This is a genomic window from Nocardia noduli, from assembly GCF_019038455.1.
GTDB lineage: Bacteria > Actinomycetota > Actinomycetes > Mycobacteriales > Mycobacteriaceae > Nocardia > Nocardia noduli.
This window is the reverse complement of record NZ_JAFMPL010000002.1, coordinates 158,560-178,008: the sequence shown is the minus strand read 5'-3', so window position 1 is coordinate 178,008 and position 19,449 is coordinate 158,560. Positions and strand designations below refer to the sequence as shown.

Genomic DNA, 19,449 nt, shown 5'->3' with positions numbered 1-19,449 from the left:
GGTCGAAGGCGACCGCGCCGGGGGAGGTCGCGGGCGGAGTCGCCGGTCGGCGAGATGCCTACCCGCCCGATTTCGCCGACCGGCAACACGCCGTTGACGGGCCGTTCGCCCCCTTATCCGGGGATACGGGCGAGTAACAGTCGAACGCTGTGGGCAGATGACGAATAAAGGTGCAGACTACGCGGAACTGAGAAAATGAAACCCGCGCCTGTCGACCGGGCCTACTGTGGAGGAAGGAGCGGCGAGTGTTCAGCCGCATCGCCATCGTCAATCGAGGAGAAGCCGCCATGCGGCTCATCCACGCCGTCCGGGATCTGGCCTCGGAGACCGGGCGACCGATCGAAACCGTCGCTCTTCATACCGATGTCGACCGCAACGCGACATTCGTGCGCGAAGCCGATATCGCCTACGACATCGGTCCGGCCGCCGCGCGTCCGTACCTGGACCTGAAAGCGCTGAAGACCGCCCTGCTCGAGACCGGCGCCGACGCGGCGTGGGTCGGCTGGGGTTTCGTGGCCGAGGATCCGGCGTTCGCGGAATTGTGCGAGCAGATCGGGGTCACCTTCGTCGGCCCGAGCCCGGAGGCCATGCGCAAACTCGGCGACAAGATCGGCGCGAAGCTGATCGCCGAGGAGGTCGGCGTGCCCGTCGCGCCGTGGAGTCGCGGCGCGGTCGAGACCGTCGAGGACGCGCTGGCGGCCGCGGCGCAGGTCGGCTATCCGCTGATGCTGAAGGCGACCGCGGGCGGCGGTGGCCGCGGTATCCGGGTCATCACCAACGCGGACGAACTCGTCGACGCCTACGAGCGCACCCGGCAGGAAGCCGCGCGCGCCTTCGGCAGCGGCGTGGTGTTCCTGGAAAGGCTGGTCACCGGAGCCAGACACGTCGAGGTCCAGGTGATCGCCGACGGTCAGGGCACCGCGTGGGCGCTGGGCGTGCGCGACTGCTCGGTGCAGCGGCGCAACCAGAAGGTCATCGAGGAGTCGGCCTCGCCCGTGCTGCGCGCCGACCAGGTGGCCGACCTCAAGGCCTCGGCCGAGCGGCTGGCGATCGCGGTCGGTTACTGCGGCGCCGCGACCGTCGAATTCCTGTACCACCCCGGCGACGAGCTGTTCGCCTTCCTCGAGGTCAACACCCGCCTCCAGGTCGAGCACCCGATCACCGAGTACACCACCGGCTTCGATCTCGTGCGCGCCCAGCTGACGGTGGCCTCGGGCGGCAGGCTTGAGGGCGAGCCGCCCGCCGAGCGCGGCCACGCCATCGAGGCCAGGCTCAACGCCGAGGATCCGGATCGCGATTTCGCGCCCGCCCCCGGCCGCATCGTCCGCCTGGACCTGCCCGCCGGGCCGGGCATCCGCGTCGACACCGGTGTCAGCGAGGGCGATGTCATCCCCGCCGACTTCGACTCCATGATCGCCAAGATCATCGCCTACGGCCGCGACCGCGACGAGGCGATGGGCAGGTTGCGCCGGGCCGTGGCGCAGACCCGGGTGGTCATCGAGGGCGGCGCGACCAACAAGAGTTTCGTCCTCGACCTGCTGAACCAGCCCGAGGTGATCGACGCCAGCGCCGACACCGGCTGGATCGACCGGGTGCGCGGCGAGGGACGGTTGGTCTCGCACCAGCATTCCGCCATCGCGCTGGCGGCCGCCGCCATCGACGCCTACGAGGAAGAGGAACGGGCCGAGCGGCACCGGCTGCTCTCCACCGCCTCCGGCGGCCGTCCGCAGGTGCAGCACGAGAGCGGCCGTCCGCTCGATCTCAAACTGCGCGGCGCCGGTTACCGCGTGCGGGTCGCCCGGATCGGCGCGCACCGCTTCCGGATCGGCATCGAGGCGGGCGGCGAGGTCCACACCGCCGACGTCGATCTCGAGCGTTTCGACCGGCACACCGGCCAGATCGTGGTCAACGGCACCCGATACCGCCTGATCACCGGCACGCACGGGCCGATCCATCTGGTCGACGTCGACGGTGTCGCGCATCGCGTCAGCCGTGACGAGGGCGGCGTCGTCCGCTCGCCCGCACCCGCGCTCGTCGTCGCCACACCGCTCGCGGTCGGCGCCGAGGTCGAGGCGGGCGCACCGATTCTCGTGCTCGAGAGCATGAAGATGGAGACCGTGCTGCGCGCGCCGTTCAAGGCGCGGCTCAAGGAATGCGTGGTCACGGTCGGCAGTCAGGTGGAGACCGGTGCGCCGTTGATGCGGCTGGAACCGCTCGTCGACGACGCCGAGGCCGAGGACGTGGCGGCGTCCGGATCCGTCGAACTCGACCTGCCCGCCGGGTCGGCACGGGTCCGCCCGCACGAGACCACCGTGCGCGGTCAGGAGGATCTGCGCAGCCTGCTGCTCGGTTTCGACGTCGACCCGCACGACGACAGCCGGGTACTCGGCGACTACCTCGTCGTCCGCAAGGAGGCCATCGCGGACAACCGCAGGCCGCTGGGCGGGGAACTGGAACTCGTCGAGGTGTTCACCGACCTCGCCGACCTGAGCCACAACAGGACCTCCGGCGAGGACGGCGGCAACAGCCACGTCCACAGCTCCCGCGAGTACTTCCACACGTATCTGCAGAGCCTCGACGTCGAACGGGCCGGTGTGCCCGCCTCGTTCCAGGCCAAACTCGCCAAGGCGCTCGGCCACTACGGCGTCACCGATCTGGAACGCACCCCCGAACTCGAAGCCGCGGTCTTCCGCATCTTCCTTGCCCAGCAGCGTCCGTCGGCGACCGTCACGGTCATCACGACACTGCTGCGCGAATGGCTGACCGAGCCGGTGCCGGACCGGGCGCTGCGCGAGCCGGTCGGTCTGGGGCTGGAGCGACTTGTTGCCGCGACGCAGGTGCGTTTCCCCGCGATCGCCGATCTCGCGCGCGGCGTGGTCTACGCCTGGTTCGGCCAGCCGCTGCTGCGGCGCAACCGTGCCCGCGTGTACACCAACGTCCGTAACCATCTGCGCCACTTGGACGCCGAGCCCACCTCGCCCGATCGCGCCGAGCGCGTCGCGGAGATGGTGAGCAGCACCGAGCCGCTGGTCCGCCTGCTCGGGCAGCGTCTGGTGCGCGGCAACCTCGACAACAGCGTCATGCTCGAGGTACTGACCCGCCGGTACTACGGCAACAAGGGTCTGCGCGATGTGCGCACCCGCGAGGTCGGCGGCTGCGCGTTCGTGATCGCCGAGCGCGACGGACTCAGCCTCGTCTCGACCGCGGTGAGCTTCGACGAACTCGACACGGCCGTACGCGGACTCATCGAGGTCGCGGGCAGCGCGGGGGTCGTCGACGCCGATATCTACCTCGGCTGGGAGCGCCAGCCCGACGATTTCGACGCCATGGCGGCGGCACTGCACGAGGTCTTCAGCGCGCACCTGCTGCCCGCCCAGGTACACCGGATCACCGCGACCGTCGCGGGCAGCGGCGGCGCGGTCATGCACCACCACTTCACCTTCCGCCGGTCGAGCACGGGCATGGTCGAGGAGCGGTTGATCCGCGGCCTGCACCCCTACATCGCCCAGCGCATGCAGATGGAGCGCCTGCGCAAATTCGACCTGACCCGTCTGCCGTCCTCCGACGACGACGAGATCTACCTGTTCCGCGCCGTCGCGAAGGAGAACCCTTCCGACGATCGCCTGATCGCGTTCGCGCAGGTGCGTGACCTGGCCGCGTTGCGCGAGCACGACGGCAGGCTGCTGGCCCTGCCGACGGCCGAGGCCACCATCGCCACCTGCCTCGACTCGATCCGCCGCGCGCAGTCGCGGCGGCCGTCGAACAAGCGGTTCAACACCAACCGCATCGTGATGTACATCTGGCCGCCGATCGACGTCACCCCCGCCGAGCTGGAGACCGTCGCCGGACACGTGCGGCCGACGACGGCGGGCGCGGGGCTCGAGGAGATCCTGCTCATCGCGCGCCAGGTCGACCGCAGGACCGGCGAGCTGACCAAGGTCGAGATCCGGGTCTCCTTCGACGCCACCGGCAACACCCGGGTGCTCGTCGGCGAGCCGTCCGACGAGCCGGTCGAGCCGATCGACGCCTACCGCCAGAAGGTACTGCGGGCCAGCAGCCGCAACACCGTCTACCCGTACGAATTGACCGGTCTGCTCGGTGATTTCGCCGAATACGATCTGGACGCCGACCACGCCCTGGTACCGGTCGATCGGCCCAAGGGCCAGAACAAGGCGGCGATCGTCGCCGGTGTGGTCAGCACGCCGACCGAGCGTCATCCCGACGGTGTCAAGCGCGTCGTGCTGCTCGGCGATCCGACGAAATCCCTCGGCGCGCTGTCGGAACCGGAATGCCGTCGCATCATCGGCGCGCTCGATCTCGCCGATCGGCTGCGGCTGCCGCTGGAGTGGTACGCGCTGTCCTCGGGCGCCAGGATCTCGATGGAGTCGGGTACCGAGAACATGGACTGGGTGGCGGCCGCGCTCAAGCGGATCGTCGAATTCACCCAGGACGGCAACGAGATCAATATCGTCGTCACCGGCATCAACGTCGGCGCCCAGCCGTACTGGAACGCTGAGGCGACCATGCTCATGCACACCAAGGGCATCCTGGTGATGACGCCGGATTCCGCGATGGTGCTCACCGGCAAACACGCGCTGGACTTCTCCGGTGGCGTATCGGCCGAGGACAACTTCGGTATCGGCGGTTACGACCGGGTGATGGGCCCGAACGGTCAGGCGCAGTACTGGGCGCCGGATCTGAACGGCGCGCGCGAAGTACTGATGTCGCACTACGACCACACCTACATCGCTCCCGGTGAGCAGGCGCCGCGGCGCGCGCGCACCGACGATCCGATCGACCGCGATGTCCGCGACTTCCCGCACGTCATCGAGGGCAGTGATTTCACGACCGTCGGCCAGATCTTCTCGGCGGCCTCGAATCCGGATCGTAAGAAGCCCTTCGACATCCGGACCGTGATGCGCGCCGTCGCCGACCAGGACCATCCGGTGCTGGAACGGTGGGCGGGCATGGCCGACGCCGAGACCGCGGTGGTGCAGGACGCGCACCTCGGCGGGATTCCGGTCTGCCTGCTCGGCATCGAATCCCAGGGTGTGCAGCGGCGCGGGTTCCCGTCCACCGACGGACCCGACACCTACACCGCGGGCACCCTGTTCCCGCGGTCGTCGAAGAAGGCCGCGCGGGCCATCAACGCGGCCAGCGACAATCGTCCGCTGGTGGTGCTGGCGAACCTGTCGGGCTTCGACGGCTCCCCGGAGTCGATGCGGAAACTGCAACTGGAATACGGCGCCGAGATCGGCCGCGCGATCGTGAACTTCCGAGGTCCGATCGTGTTCTGCGTGATCTCCCGCTACCACGGCGGCGCGTTCGTGGTGTTCTCGAAGGCGCTGAACCCGAGCATGACCGTGCTCGCGCTGGAAGGTTCGTTCGCGTCGGTCCTGGGCGGCGCGCCTGCCGCCGCGGTGGTGTTCGCGGGCGAGGTCGACTCCCGCACCGCCGCCGATCCTCGGGTCCGTGACCTGGAAGCGGGCGTGTTGCACGCCACCGGCACCGACCGGGCGGCGCTCACCGCCGAACTCGACGGACTGCGGTCGTCGGTGCGTACCGAGAAACTCGGCGAGGTCGCCGCCGAATTCGACCGCGTGCACAATATCCAGCGCGCCGTCGAGGTGGGTTCGGTCGACGCGGTCATCCGCGCCGCCGAACTGCGTCCGCGCATCATCGAGTCCATCGAGGCTCACCTGGCAGGCTGATCGGCGAGCCGTCGACAAGGGCGGCCACCATCGGTTCGGTTCGTGTTCGTCTGTGACACGGCCGAATCGGAGGTGGCCGCCCTTTCGTCGTTGTCGGCGGTCCCGCGCGCCTGTCACATCGACAATGGCCGGTGCGGTACGAATACCGTGATCGAACAGTTCGGCTGCTTATTCGGATTCGTACACATCGCGGGGAATTCGCGGCGATCGTCGTGCGAATCCGTTGGTGAAAGTTCCCATTCGACTATCACTCGACCGGAGCGTTATGAACCGCAAGCCTTCGTATGTTCTCGTCCTCATCAGCACCGTGATCATCGCCTGCACCGGTCTCATCGGCGCTACGGCGGGTGCGGCACCGGGGGAGGTCGCCGCGGGCGGACTGCATATCGTCGCCGCGGTGGACTCGAATTCCGTGGTCCCCGCCGGTGATATCGCGATGAATGTCCCGTTCGTCCACTCGGTCAAGGTTTCCGGGGACTTCTCGGTCGTGATCGACGGCGCCGCACTGCGCGGCGGCGAGATCGTCGCCGGATATCTGATCGGCTGCGCGGTGGACATCTCCAACGGTATTTCGGTCGGTATCTCCCCGAGTGTGGCCGTCGGCGTCGGGATCGCCCCTTCGGTCGGCGTCGATTTCGGCGTCGATCTCGGTTTGGAGATCGACGCGCCGCCGACGGTCGGGATCGGCGCGGGCGTGAGTTTCGCCATTCAGCCCTCCATCGAGATGGAAACGGGCCTGGCCGGTGAACTCGCGGTGAACCTGGCGCCGGGTACCGTCACGGCGGCGGTGATCGGTGCGACGGAACTGGACTCGGAAGTCGAATTCCCCTACACCTTCGCCCACAGCAATACGCCGCTGAGCGTGAACGGGTGCATTTCCCCGGCTTCGGCCATGCCGTTCGTCACCGTGCGCGCCGACGCGAGGAACGCCACCGCCCAGACGACGGGGTACGGCGCGGCTTTCGGGTTCTGAGGCGTGCTTCAGGGACGCTCGGGGTTCTTGTTCGCGAGAACCTCCGGGCCGTAGGTCTTCTCGAACAGGGTCCACGGGTCGGCGTACTCGCCGCGTCCGTCGCGGCGGCGCTGCACGGCCATGAGCAGGCGGATGGCGGGCCGCAGGAGCGGGCCGAATGTTCGTAGCAGCAGCGTGCGGGAGCGTCCCTGGGAGTGGGCGATCCACTCGCGGGTCTCGGACCAGGTGTGCCGCTGGAAGTCCAGCAGTGCCTCGGACTCGGTGGTGTCGAACCAACCGGTGAACGTCCACCCGCGATCGTCGTCGGGATCGCCGGGCAGACTCACCGACGGACCGAGGCGGCCGAGCCCGATGGACTGGGTCATGTCGTCCTCGAGTTCGCGCTGGAGCTTGCGGTAGGACTCGTCGCCCGCGATGAGCAGGGTCCTGCCGTCGATACTGTCCGCGCGGTCCACCGCGTTGGCGAAGGCCAGGGCGACATCGCGTGCGTCGACGGCGTGAATCCGGTTGTCCCTCGGCGTCGCTCGGATCAGGACCAGGTGGGTCCGGTCCATACTCGACATCCCGTCGGGGGAGATGACCCCGCCCAAACGCAACACCGCGTACGGCAGGCCGCTTTCCCGGACGATCGTCTCGGCCAGCAGTTTGTCCCGGCCGTAGTGGTCGATGGGATCGACGGGTGTCTCGTCGGTGACGAGTTCCGGATATCGGTAGGGATTGCGCGATCCGTAGACCGACGCGCTCGACGCCAGGATCAGCAGCGGCGGCCGGTCCACCGTGGTCGCCGCCGCCACCACGTTCCCGGTGCCATCGACATTGACCCGGTGTGCGGCCGCGGGGTTCAGGTAGGACGCCGGTGCGAGGCTCGCGGCCATATGCACGATCGCGTCGGGACGGTGTGCGTCGACGAGTCCGGCCACCGCCGCCGGATCGAGCAGGTCGACGAAGGCGGGAACCAGGGTGCCCGGCCGTGCCGAGCCCGACAGTTCCTCGGCCGTCGCGACGGTCCGATCGGTGCGCAGGTCCATCGCGATCACCGTGCGCCCCCGGTCGAGCAGGATCTCGCAGCAGCGTTTGCCCACCTGACCGAAACCGCCGGTCACCAGAATTGTGTTGACGGACATGGATAATCAGACCTTTCCCGAAGGTTGCCCGGCCGACTTCCGCGCGAATCTCGCTCCGGCGTTTCGCATACGCTCCGAGACGCGTATCGAGAACAGGGGCGTGGCGATATCCTCCCGGAGCCGGGTCGAGGTGGAGGACGTGACGCGCCATCGCTCGCCGGACTTCTCGTAGGTCTCGTCGTAGTGGCCGTATCCGTGCAGGGCCCACACGCCGCCGGCCGTTGTCGGGAGTTCAGCTCGATTTCCGGAACGTGCACGTGGTTAACGGTGGTGTTTCCCGGGTTCTGCGGGTTTGCCGGGTTTTCATGTCTGTCGGTTCTTCCTTGTCGGTCCGGTGCGCGCCGGGAACATGTCTGGCCATAGGGTGGACGGGTGAGCGGTGAAGCACGCGGGGTATCCGATGCCGCGGACGGCGACGCCGGGCCGCGTCGGCGCGGTCGGCCACGGCAGCTCAGCCTCGAGCGGATCGCCTCGGCGGCAAGGAAAGTCGCGCCGGAGGCGCTGACCATGCAGGCCGTCGCGGACGAACTCGGCGTCGATCCCAAAGCGCTCAATTATCACGTCGGTGACCGCGAGGGCCTGCGCGAGCTGGTGGCGCTCGACATCTTCGAGACCGAACTCGCCCGTGTCGCCCTGCCGGTGGACCGTGAGTGGCGCGAGGTCGTGCGCTCGTATGCGGTGGCACTGCGTGACGCGGTCGTCCAGGTCGGCGTCCTGGCCTCCTCGGTCCGACTGTCCGGCGCGCGGGGACTCGGCACCCTCGCGCCGGTCGAGCGTGTGCTCGAAGCGCTGGTCGGTGCCGGTTTCGATATCCACGACGCGCGTATCGCGCTCACGCTGATCACGGAGACGAGTTTCTCGTCGGGGATGCACGCGGTGCTGCTCGCACAGCACCGCGTGCATCCCGACGTCCCCGGCGTGCTCAGCGCGCTGGAGACGGTGGACGAACGCGAACTGCCCGTGTTGCGGGAGGTGATCGCCGACCAGGAAGCCGACGACGACCAACTCGATTTCAAGATGACCGTCATCCTGGACGGGCTCGATCGCCTGCTGATCCGCAAACGGGCGTCCGGGTAGTTCCCGCTACCGCAGGTCGGTCATGGATTTGCCGACATCGGCGAGCGTCTTGGGTGCACCGTAGTCGCCCTGGTATTTGTAGGGTGCGACATCACAGCGGTAGAGACCGGTGTCGGGCCGGAAATCGGCGGGTTTCCACCCGTCGGCCGTCGCCTGTTCGATATTGAAACAGCCGCTGGGCGCGTCGCGATTCGACAGGTTCACCGGCGCCTGCAATCCGCCCGCCGTCCACGCCTTCTCCGAGGAAGCCGCGTCGTAGACGCACCGGCGCGTGAGGTCGTCGCCGCAGCTCGCCGCGGATTTCGCGAAAAGCAGCCAGGCCGATATCGCCCGCAACTGCGGGAAGGTGATCTCGGTGCCGGGCGCGTACTTGTCGAACATGCTCTCGACCTGTTTCATCGCGGGCACGCTGTCGGCCTTCTCGAAGGGCACGACACCGCCGAGGTCGGCGACATTGTTCTGGAAACCGATCGAATTACTCGCCTCTTTCAAGAACGCGGGGGAGTAGTTGTTGTTCGTGGCGTCGATCCAGTCGAGCCGGTATTCGATCGATGTCAGCGCTTCCTCGAGTTTCGAGAGCTGACGCGGTTCGCCGTTGAAGATCAGGCCGCGCACGCCTTTCTCCTTGATCCCCTGCGCGAACGGAGCCCAGTTCGACACACCGGCGATCGGGTACAGGTCGTCGTAGACGATCGTGGCCCCCTGGGCCCGGAAACTCTCCTTGCCCTTCTCTCCGAGCACTTTCGAGACCGGCGAATCGGCGCTGATGAAACCGACCTTGCCGAGGGAATCCGGGTACGCCTCCGTGACCAGCCAGCGCCGGAATCCGGTGTAGCTGTCGTGGTGCGGGAGCGCGGTGGGCGAGGCGCTGATCTCGAGATCGGCGCCGACACTGCGTGCCTGGGCGACCTGCGCGGGGAAACTCGGAAGCAGGCAGGACAGTCGATCCTTCACGCCGAGCGCGTCGAGTCCCGAGCCACCACCGACCAGGGCGAAATCGCCACGGCAGGCTTCGATCATGCGCTGGCGGACCTCGGTGAGATTCGTGTCGTGGATCGCGAGCTCGACGGTGCGCCCGCCGATCCCGCCGTGATCGTTGCACCACCCCGCGAAAACCTTCGCGGCGTCGATGAATTCGGGATTCTTGGTGAAACCGAGATCGCTGAAGACACCGATCTCGATGGTGTCCGCCGTGACGCCCTGGGCGGAGGCCTTGGTGTGCTGGCCGCTACCGCACACCGTCCCGAGATCGCCGAATTCGCCGGTGCCCGTCGCGGTCGACGGTCCTTCGTCGTTCTGCTCGCCCCGTCCCGCGCATCCGGCGAGGAGCAGGGTCGAGACCGCGACGAGGACGATCAGCGCCCGATTCGGCGACCTGCGCTGCACCCGCCGCTGATACCTCATGCCGGGGAGGTGATGTCGCGGGGCAGTGTGAGCGGCAGATCGTTGTAGGTCACGATCCCCGGTGCGGCCGCCACGACCGCGGGGATCGCGTGGATGGGCGGCATGGCGGTCATGATGTGGCCCAGGACCATGAAATCGGCGATCGTCTCGGCCTGGAAATCGGGCGGCGGGAGGAATCCGACGGTCATATTCACCGTCGGGCGACCCTCGACGGTGATCTTCCAGCCGTCGCCGTCGAGTTTCCAGTCCGGGTCCAGCGTCTGGCCCTTACGCCAGCGGACATTGATGTCGACGACGGTCCGGCCCCCGACGCGGCCCTGCCAGCTCGCGTGCACCCCGGCGACGCAGCCCTTGTCGATGGTCCACGATGCCATGACCAGATCCTCGGTGGTCTGCGCGTATTCGGCCTCGCAGACGATCTCGTCGAGGACCACGCCGAGTGAATCCGCCACCAGCCGAACGGCTTCGGCGAACACGGCGGTGCCCGCGGCGGCCATGCCCGGCAGATCGGGATCGTCGATCGGGGTGCCGAATCCCACCGGCCGCTCGGTGGCGGGTGAATCGTAGAAGGTGGTGTCGGCCGATTCGGCGATGACGATCTTGTCGACCCGGTCGCAGGCGTTGGCCGCCACGATGGCCAGCAGTTGGGCGAAGCCGGGACTCACGCCGGAGCCGAAGAGCGTCGACCCGCCGCGCACGCACGCCTCCGCGAGCCGATCGCGGCCCTCGCCGAGATTGTGTCCGGTGATGAAGGATGCCGTGGTCACCATGTTCACACCGGCGGAGAGGATGCGAACGGCTTGGTCCACGTCGAACCACATGGGGTTGTAGACCACGCAATCGGGTTTCGACGCGAGCAGGGCATCGATATCGTCGGTGGCCGTCACGCCGAGCGGTTCCCCACCCGCCAGCTCGCCGATATCGCGCCCGATCTTATCCGGCGACCAGGCGAAACAGCCGACAAGCTCGATCGCGGGATTGGCGGCGAGCGCCCGCACCGAGCTGGTCCCCACATTCCCCGTCGTCCACTGGACGACCCGGTACTTGGTCGATGACATCACTACCTCTTCCTCGCTGATCACGACGCGTGTGCCGGAGCGACGGCTGCCCGCACCGCTCCTGCTTACACCTCGTGATCGGGTCGACGGAGCGTTTTCGCCCATATTTTTCCCGATCGGAGAAAAATAGTGTCGCGGTCTCCGGTGCGAGGCGCGTCCGCGTTGCGCGGATCCCGGCGACGGTCAGGGGCGACCGAGCGCGACGGCCAGGAAGTGCGGGCGATGCCGGGACTTCTCGTATCGCTCCGGATCGACCCGCCGAAATGAATCCAGTCGCCGGTGGGGTGAGTGGTGGAGACGAGCAGGCGCCCACCGGGGCGCAGCACCCGCCGGATCTCGGCGAGCAACTGGCCGCGCGCGGCCACGTGGTGATAGACGAGCGCCATCACGGCCAGATCGAACGAGTGATCCGCGAGGAAGGTCAGCGGCTGCTCCAAGTCGTGACAGTGCAGGATCGCGTCGTCGCCGAGTCGCTGTCGCGCCGCGTCGAGCAGGGTTTCGCTGCCGTCGATCCCGGTGAACCGCGCCGCGCCACGTTTCAGCAGTTCCGCGCCGTAATGGCCCGCACCGCAGCCGATGTCGAGGACTCGCGTTCCGGTGACGTCACCGGCGAGCCGCAACATGGCTGGCCGATCGGTGTGGGCGTTGTGGACGTTGTCGGTGGCCAGGGCGGCGAACTGTTCGCCCAACTCACCGTGGTACGCGGTATCGGCGCTCATCGGACCATTGTCGCCCGATCAGGACAGGTAGTCCTCGAGTCCGCCGTCGCGGACGGTGTCGACGGTGAAGCAGTGGAATCCGCCGCCGAACAGGCGACGATGGCGGTGCTGGACCGGAACGACCGTCATGCCGCGCGATTCCAGGAGTCCGACGAGTTCGGTGTGCGCGGAATTGACCAGGACGGTCTCGGCGTCGATCGAGAGCACGTTCATGTCGATGTATTTGCTGGTGAGGACCAGGTCGTTGTCGTCGTAGGGCGGGAACTGGTCGGCGGTGGGCTCGGGGTAGTAGACGCGGTCCCATTTCTGGAGTGCCGCGGGCAGGCGGTCCACGATCTCCGGTGAGCGGGCCAGCAGCAGACCGGGCCGCAGCGGCAGCACCGTGCTGTCGATATGGTCGTCGCTCAATCGGTAGATCCGGTGCAATCGGAATCGATCGCCGAGATGCCGATCCAGCCATTCGTAGGCGAGTTGGTGATTCTGCGTCGAGACGTTGACCAGCACGTCCTTGCCGAAACGCAGGATCTGGGCGGCATCCATCATCATCTCGAAACCGACGCGGTAGGGCGAGTCGTCGGGAAGCGCGCTGGGCGTGAGGGGTTCGTCGAAGGAGCCACCGCCCTCGACATAGGAGAAGTCGAACGATCCGTCGGTCATCAGCGGACGCGGCATCACCGACCAGCGCGCGCCCTGCCGGAAATAGTCCATGAGAACCGGTTTGAGCAATTGGTTCTCGAAATAGCGCGAGCGCATCATCGGCGGCGTCTCGACGATCTCGTCGCCCATGATGATCACGTTGTCGCGCACGTTCAGCGCGGGGATCATCGCCGCCGACCAGGCCGGAGTTCCCACCTCGGGAACATCGGGCCCCAGATCCAAGGGACGGCGCACCGTGATCGACAGGGATTCCAGTGTTCGGACGAGACCGTCGATATCCTCGTTCAATTCGTCGACGTGCCGCTGCGCGATGGTGATTCTCGACCGTGCGTCGCTGCCCTCGGGCGGGGAGAACGGCGGATAGAGCCAGGGTTTGCGCGAGAGATCGTTGTCGATCGAGATGTTCTCGTGCAGGAACATGTCGAAGGTGAGTTCGCGTTCGTGTGTGGTGTAGTTCAATCCCGAGCCTACGATTACTTCGCGCAGCGGGGACCACTCGTCATAGCTGTTCAGACGCACGTCGATCTCTTTCGTCGCTTCGATGGACCGGATTCGATCAGGTTAATGCCGGGACGCGGTCGCGCCGTGTCGTTCCGGCTTCCCCGCCGGGGTCTCGCCTCGGTGGCGCGGCGTCGCTCGCGGATCCGGAATCGGCTCTCGTGTCAGATAGTCGACCTGCTGGCCGTAACCGTTCTCGTTCGATTCCGCGAGGGGGCGCGCTCGTCGGGGTATCGCGATATTCACTCTCTTGAGCCAGCGGTCGGTGCCGTCGAAACGCGCGGTGAACGGAACCCGCCCGTGCACCACCACGTCGTTGTCGATGATCGCGACATCACCCGGTTCGAGCACCACGCGCCGGGTGACCCGTTCGAGTTCGCTGCCGAGTCGTCGGTAGGCGGCGCGGAATTCGGGGTCGGCCTCGGCCAACGGCGTGTAATCCGGGTCGTAGCGCAGGCACATCCCGTCCGCGCGTGCCCACAGCGTCGGCACCGCCTCCGCCGCCCCCCACCGCGCCGGATCCCCGTAGGTGAGGTCGGGCAGGATCGGAACGGCAGGGCGCGAGAGTATTTCGCGGTCGGCCGCGGACAGGCGCACATCCCGGATCGAGGCGACGGTGGTGGCGACCGCGTCCCTGTTGCGGACGCATCCGAGCAGGAAGACGTGGGATCGGTGCGGGTGGAAGGAGTCCTCGGTATGCGGGCTCAGCAGGATCGAACTGCTCGCGCCGGTCTGGACCTTCTCGTGTCCGCGCGCGGGCACGACGTTGTTGACCAGACGTCCCTCCTGTTGGCCGCGCCACCCGAACGGACGTCCGATCATGCACGCCAGCAACAACATCTGTAGGTCGACGGGCAGACTCGTCGTGTCGTCGATCGCCGCCCAGATCGGTGGGGTCCCGCCGATCGAACGCTCGTCGATCTGTATTCCGCGGATCAGGCAGACGCCGCCGTCCGTCGCCGGGGGCGCGATCACCTCGCGCAACTCGCCGTCGATACTGTCGGCCAGTACCGAGATCGCTTGCCGACAGCGAGGATTGGACAGGCTGCCGTACGCCGCGGCGAGCGTCGTGCCGAGTTGGTGCAGGAAAGCCCGCGAATTCGTGCTCAACATGCGCGTTTCGAGCGAACGTGATCCGCTGTCTGCGGCGACCTGCATGCTGATTCCCCTTTGCGTGTGCGCTGACCCGTCGACTTCGCACGGTTCCGCGACGCTGCGCGGGAACCCGGTGGGGCACACGGGCGCCCGACCGACTCGCAACCATGAACGGTGTCGACCATAACCGAGCGCCGGTCGGTTAGGCAAGGCAGTCCTAAGCTGAGTTGGCGTGTCGCGGAGCCGTCGAATTGCTCACCGGCCCAGTGATATTCACGGAGAGGTCGATCGCGGGAGGGCTACCGGAGCCGGTGCGTCTGCCGAATCCGCTGTCGGTGGACGTTCGTATCGCGACATTGCGCGCCCCGGACGGGACAGATTTCCGGTGTCGCGCACCGTGCGGTCGAAAAGCGGCGGAACCCTCGCATTCCATTCCGGAACGCGCGCCGTGGCGTTTCCGCGGATATTCGAGGCAATAGCCACGGTGAATAGCGGGTCACCGGATTTCTTACTCGGCGATTCAATCCGCCAGGTCATCCGGTCCGAATCAGAAGAAGAGCCTTCCGCCTCCCGGAAAAGAGATCTCATGGTCATATCGAAACCTGTCTCGCATCGTCGGCCTTCCCGCCGCACCGCCGTATTCCTGGTGGCCGGCGCGTTGCCGGTGGCCGTCGCTGTCGCCGCCGCTCCCGCATTCGCCACGCCGTACGGCGAACCGTCGGTCGTGGCGTCGGAACCGGTCCGAGCCACGCCGATCGATGATCCCGCCCCCGAGAACGCGGCGCCGCCGCAGGCCCCGGTCAATACCATCCGTATCGGTGATATCGAGGTCGGCAGGCCCGATTTCATCACCCCCGAACAGGCGCAGCAGATCAACGACGGTTCCGAGGGCGTCGAATCCTCGCTGTCGGACGCGCTCGATTCGGCCGGTGTCGATCACGCTCGCTCGGACCGGATCGCCGAGGATGTCATCGGCGCGTCGGTGATCGGCGCGTCCGTCGGATCCACCCTCGCCAGCCCGCTCGCCGCGACCAGCGCTCTGATCGGCGCCGCCACCGGCCTCATCGTCGGCTTCCCCTTCCTGCCCGCCGGTCTCGTCGTCATGCCGGTCGTCTGCGCGGCGATCGGCTACGCCGTGATCGCCCTGCCCGCGGCCGCGGTCGGTGCGGCGGTCGGCGCCGTGGTCGGCGCGGTGGAGGGTTCCGTCGCGCCGCTGCCCGAGCCCGCGGCGCCCGAGCCCGCGGTGTGATCGTCCCGCCGCCCGCTTCCCGTGGGCGGCGGGCCTTCCGCGCCGAGCATCGGCCACACGGTCGACGCGGCGCTTCCCCTGGGTTGTCGTGTCGCTGCCCTATCCACGCGCTCACCCACTCGGGGATAGTTGGCGCATGCGCGTTGACGGCTCCGTAGGTGAGGGTGGACAGGCGACACATCGGATCACCGTGGCCGCGGGGGTCGCGTTGTCGGCGGAGGTGGCGGGTGCGGGCAGCCCGCTGGTCCTCGTCCCCGGCGCGGGCGGCGACCGTGCGACCTGGGACGACCTGTGGCCGACGCTCACCGCGCGTCACCACTGCGTCCGCTACGACCTGCGCGGCTGCGGCGAGTCGGAGGATCGCACCGTCGAGACGTTCCGGCACGCCGACGATCTGGCGGCGCTAATCGACGGACTCGGGCTGGAGCGGGTGTCCGTGGCCGGTGTCTCGATGGGCGGCCGGATCGCCGTCGACTTCGCGTTGTCCCATCCGGATCGGGTCGATCGACTGGTCTTGATCAGCCCGAACCTGGCGGGCTGGGACTGGTCGGAGTCGTGGCGGGCACGCTGGCGGGAACTGACGCGCACCGCCGTCGACGGAGACCTCGACGCGGCCAGGAAACTCTGGTTCCAGCACCCGCTGTTCGAACCCGCCCGCCGCGATCCCGAACTGGCCGCGCGGTTGTGGACGGCCATCGCCGCGGACACCTGTCGGGTGTGGCTCGACGCGGACAGGGAGACGCCGCCCGACCGGCCCCACGTCGAAAGTCTCGGCGAACTCGGGATGCCGGTGCTGCTGATCACCGGCGAGCGCGACGTGGAGGATCTGCGCCTCATCGCCGAGATCGTCACCGCGATGGTGCCGGGACTGCGTCGCGTCGACCTCTCCGACACCGGGCACCTGCCGCACGTCGAACGCCCGGCCGAGACCGCTGCCGAGATGGTGGCCTTCCTCGACGTCACACCGAACCGAACGGCGACCGCTACCGCCGCCGGGTGATCAGACGCTCGTCGGGCATCAGGTAGGTGATCGACAGATCGCGGTGCGCGATCCCCTGACCGCTGTCGTGGATCGGGCGCACCGCGTCGAGCAGGCCGACGCAGGTCAGGTGCTCGGCGGGATGGACGCCCTCCCCGGCGGCGACCCGCAGCGTCGTCGCGCCCTTCGCGGTGTCGGTGCTGGTGACCAGGCGATAGCGCAGCGGCGCGTCGTCGGTCGTGCCCGCGCTCCAGATCGAGCGGTAGCCGATTCGAGGGCCGAGAGCGCGGTCGACGATCACCTTCTCGACGGCGCCCGCGTCGTCGAGGCGCACCTCGACCGACACCGCCGGGCTCACCCCCGGTTCGCCCGTGCCCGCGAAGGCCGCGTCGTCGAGTGCGTGCAACCCCGCTTCGTAGTAGTCGGCGACCGCCGCGACGGCCGACCTCGCCGCGACCTCCGTACCGCCGATACCGATGTCGCCCAGGGCGTTCCACGGATACACCCCGGCGAGCGGGAGGTCGAGTTCCTCCTCGAGTTCGATCCGGCGGATATCGGTGGTCACCTCCGACAGCGAGCGCAGGATCCGGGTCGCGATCGCGGTCTGGAAACCGCCCGTCGCGTGGAAGGTCGAGTCACCGGCCCGGCACGCCGCGCGGACGTCGGCGACCGGCAGGTCCGCACCGGGCGGCAGCGCCGACACCACGTCGTAGCCGTCGCGCAGCAGGCGCGTCACCACGTCTTTCGGTGCGTCCGTGGCGATCTCGGCGAGGGACGGCACGTACAGGACGCACGCGGTGCCGTCGGGAACGGGCAGCGCGGGCGTCGTCCGACCGGTCGACCGCAGGTCGGGACGGCGTTCGATTCCGGCGACGAGCCGATCGGCGACCGCTCCCGTGCCGAGTACGGCGACCGCGATGGTGCTCACGCGTTCTCCAGCCGGTAGCGCGGGGTCAGATCGGGCATCGCGACTCCCGTTGGCGCGGCGCATAATTCGGGCACCGCGGCGAGCATGGCCCGCACCGAGATATCGGTGACCGCCGACCAGTCCGCGCTGTAGGCCTCGTCGTCCATCTCGTTGCGCATCTCGACCCGGCACGGACTGCCGTCGAGGGTGATCACATGTCCACCGGACAGACTGCGCGGATGGTCCGGTCCGAGATGGGCGTTGCCGGGGCCGACGTGCCAGCATTCCTCGTTGGTCATGAAGAGGCGATCGCCGATGTAGCCGCGATAGGTCATGTGGATGGCGCCCACGGTGCCGGGTTCGATCACCGTGCCGCCCGCGCGCACCGTGACCCGCGCGGGTACGGGATAGATGTGGCGTTCCACGCGCACCGCGTCGGACCCGACGCCGAACAGGGCGTGGCCGACATTGCCGAGCACATCGTTGAAATAGAAGTGCTGCATCAGACCGATCGCGTGATCGGAGTCGACGGCGCCGAGCGGCGTCCCGAATCCCAGACTCTCCAGACCGCCCCACATGCCGTCGGGCGCGGCGGACAGATCGCCGACCTCGAGGAAACGCACCTCGGTGACCTCGTCGAGCAGTCCGGCCAGTCGCAGCAGCACCTGTTCGACCATCAGTCCCGGGTGCAGGCCGGTGCCGTGCAACGAGACGCCGCCCTTCTCGCAGGCCACCTGGAGTCGGCTTCCCAAGGGGCGGCGGGGAATCACGCGATCGACGACCGGACCCGCGAGTCGCTCGACGGCGGGGCGGAGCGGCCGGGCGGGGGCGGAGTCCAGCGCGCGCATACCCCATTTCACCGCCGTCAGCGCGGGGCGGAGGCTCGGCCCGAACGCGTCGCCGGTGACCTTCATCTCCGCGACCGTACGCAGCACCGACAGCGGTGTGCGCGAGGCCGACAGCCAGTTCGTCATCGACGGGTTGTGGTACGAGGCGGCCGACACCACGTTCTTCCCCGATTCGAGCAGATCCACCACGTCGGCGTCCGCGCCGCGCAACAGCGACGGCGTGGTCGGCGTGTGGACGACGCAGTCGGCGTCGAGGGCGAGAATCGCTTCCTTGGAGGTCGTCGCCGTGACGCCGACCGGTGCGAGTCCGACGAGTTCGCCGATATCCCTGCCGTCCTTGTGCGGACTGAAGACCTTGACGCCGACCACATCGAAATCGGCGGATCGCAGCGCCGCCTGGAGCGCGCGCCCACCCATGTCTCCCGGTCCCCAGATGACGAGCCGATACGGACGTGTCACAACCGCCTCCTTGCCATGGGAGACATGTGTAACACACCGGAAGAAGTTACACACCATTCTTGTGGAAACTCCTCTTGCCAGAATTCTGTTCGGTCGAGTGTGGGGTAGAGAACAGGGGTTTCTGCTCAATCCGGGCCGAGCCGCGACGAGAAGCTAGCAGTGATTCGCCGGTATTCCGCCTACCGGGAGTCCTCGGCTCCCTCGGCCAGCGCGGCGAGATTCTCGATCGAGGCGAGCAGTTTCTCCGCTGTCGTCGCCTTCGCGCGCACCAGACGTTTCGGATCGGTCAGCCGCGACCAGTCGTAGGTGTGGGTGACCCGGGTGACACCGTCCCCGACGGGTTCGAGCTCCCAGCGCCACAGATGCCCGGGCGGCTCCTGGTCCGGTTCGGAAGGCAGCCAGGCGATCCGCCGCCCCTCCTCGAACTCCACCACCCGGTTGTGGCGCACCGCGCCGTTGGTCAGCGCCATGACGAAGACGTCGCCCGTGCCGCGCACCCGCTGGCCCGCCGCGGCCTCGTTCAGATTGTCGTTACCGTCCCATCGCGGCTGCTGGGCGGGATCGGCGATCAACTCGAAGATCCGGTCCGCGTCGGCCGCGATCTCGCGTTCGGCCGACACGACGTGCGGTAGCTCGTTGGTATCTGTCATGGCTCGATCGAATCACCCTCCCGCCCGCGGTGCCAGCATTC

14 protein-coding genes and 1 pseudogene are annotated in these 19,449 nt (G+C 68.0%); 5 read left to right on the top strand and 10 right to left on the bottom strand.

The window, feature by feature from the left end; translation table 11 throughout:
• Positions 1-245: 245 nt before the first annotated feature.
• Both JZ792_RS02825 and JZ792_RS02820 read left to right on the top strand, forming a co-directional pair.
• Positions 246-5,711: an ATP-binding protein gene (locus JZ792_RS02825; protein WP_216906517.1), complete on the top strand. Its 5,466-nt coding sequence runs from the start codon at positions 246-248 to the stop codon at positions 5,709-5,711.
• Between the two features lie 265 nt (positions 5,712-5,976).
• Positions 5,977-6,684, top strand: a complete 708-nt coding sequence (locus JZ792_RS02820) for an MspA family porin (protein ID WP_216906515.1) — start codon at positions 5,977-5,979, stop codon at positions 6,682-6,684.
• An 8-nt stretch (positions 6,685-6,692) separates the two neighbouring features.
• On the opposite strand, the gene JZ792_RS02815 is transcribed toward JZ792_RS02820, so the two are convergent.
• A complete protein-coding gene (locus JZ792_RS02815; protein ID WP_216906513.1) occupies positions 6,693-7,808 on the bottom strand; it encodes an NAD-dependent epimerase/dehydratase family protein in 1,116 nt (371 codons plus the stop codon).
• A gap of 6 nt (positions 7,809-7,814) precedes the next feature.
• Positions 7,815-8,089 (bottom strand): annotated as a pseudogene (locus tag JZ792_RS41750) (nuclear transport factor 2 family protein); the annotation flags it as partial.
• 91 nt (positions 8,090-8,180) lie between these two features.
• Here JZ792_RS41750 and JZ792_RS02810 point away from each other — a divergent pair.
• On the top strand, positions 8,181-8,885 hold the full coding sequence (locus JZ792_RS02810; RefSeq protein WP_216906511.1) for a TetR family transcriptional regulator: 705 nt from the start codon (positions 8,181-8,183) through the stop codon (positions 8,883-8,885).
• Between the two features lie 6 nt (positions 8,886-8,891).
• Here the strand turns inward: JZ792_RS02810 and JZ792_RS02805 are convergent, their stop codons facing one another.
• The 5 genes from JZ792_RS02805 to JZ792_RS02785 form a co-directional block, all read right to left on the bottom strand.
• Positions 8,892-10,289 (bottom strand): ABC transporter substrate-binding protein, encoded by a 1,398-nt coding sequence (locus JZ792_RS02805; RefSeq protein ID WP_216906509.1) that lies wholly within the window; start codon positions 10,287-10,289, stop codon positions 8,892-8,894.
• Positions 10,286-11,347: an NAD(P)H-dependent amine dehydrogenase family protein gene (locus JZ792_RS02800; protein WP_216906507.1), complete on the bottom strand. Its 1,062-nt coding sequence runs from the start codon at positions 11,345-11,347 to the stop codon at positions 10,286-10,288. Before JZ792_RS02800 ends, JZ792_RS02805 begins: the two co-directional genes overlap by 4 nt.
• A gap of 65 nt (positions 11,348-11,412) precedes the next feature.
• A complete protein-coding gene (locus tag JZ792_RS02795; RefSeq protein ID WP_216906505.1) occupies positions 11,413-12,066 on the bottom strand; it encodes a class I SAM-dependent methyltransferase in 654 nt (217 codons plus the stop codon).
• A gap of 18 nt (positions 12,067-12,084) precedes the next feature.
• Positions 12,085-13,182: an inosamine-phosphate amidinotransferase 1 gene (locus JZ792_RS02790; protein ID WP_216906503.1), complete on the bottom strand. Its 1,098-nt coding sequence runs from the start codon at positions 13,180-13,182 to the stop codon at positions 12,085-12,087.
• Between the two features lie 102 nt (positions 13,183-13,284).
• A complete protein-coding gene (locus JZ792_RS02785; protein WP_216906502.1) occupies positions 13,285-14,379 on the bottom strand; it encodes a TauD/TfdA family dioxygenase in 1,095 nt (364 codons plus the stop codon).
• 523 nt (positions 14,380-14,902) lie between these two features.
• On the opposite strand from JZ792_RS02785, the gene JZ792_RS02780 reads away from it, so the two are divergent.
• Together JZ792_RS02780 and JZ792_RS02775 are read left to right on the top strand one after the other, a co-directional pair.
• Positions 14,903-15,565: a hypothetical protein gene (locus tag JZ792_RS02780; protein WP_216906501.1), complete on the top strand. Its 663-nt coding sequence runs from the start codon at positions 14,903-14,905 to the stop codon at positions 15,563-15,565.
• Positions 15,566-15,701: 136 nt separating this feature from the next.
• Entirely contained in the window at positions 15,702-16,565 is an 864-nt protein-coding gene (locus tag JZ792_RS02775; protein ID WP_216906500.1) for an alpha/beta fold hydrolase, read from the top strand.
• Here the strand turns inward: JZ792_RS02775 and JZ792_RS02770 are convergent.
• The 3 genes from JZ792_RS02770 to JZ792_RS02760 all read right to left on the bottom strand — a co-directional run bounded on the left by JZ792_RS02770 (position 16,549) and on the right by JZ792_RS02760 (position 19,408).
• Complete coding sequence (locus JZ792_RS02770) at positions 16,549-17,472, bottom strand: hypothetical protein (RefSeq protein ID WP_216906499.1); 924 nt, start codon at positions 17,470-17,472, stop codon at positions 16,549-16,551. The two genes, JZ792_RS02775 and JZ792_RS02770, sit on opposite strands and share 17 nt — an antisense overlap.
• The gene (locus JZ792_RS02765) at positions 17,469-18,758 is read right to left on the bottom strand and encodes a hypothetical protein (protein WP_216906498.1); all 1,290 of its coding nucleotides are present in this window, start codon (positions 18,756-18,758) and stop codon (positions 17,469-17,471) included. The genes JZ792_RS02770 and JZ792_RS02765 overlap by 4 nt, the downstream gene beginning before the upstream one ends.
• 179 nt (positions 18,759-18,937) lie before the next feature.
• Positions 18,938-19,408, bottom strand: a complete 471-nt coding sequence (locus JZ792_RS02760; protein ID WP_216906497.1) for an SRPBCC family protein — start codon at positions 19,406-19,408, stop codon at positions 18,938-18,940.
• Positions 19,409-19,449 lie beyond the last annotated feature (41 nt).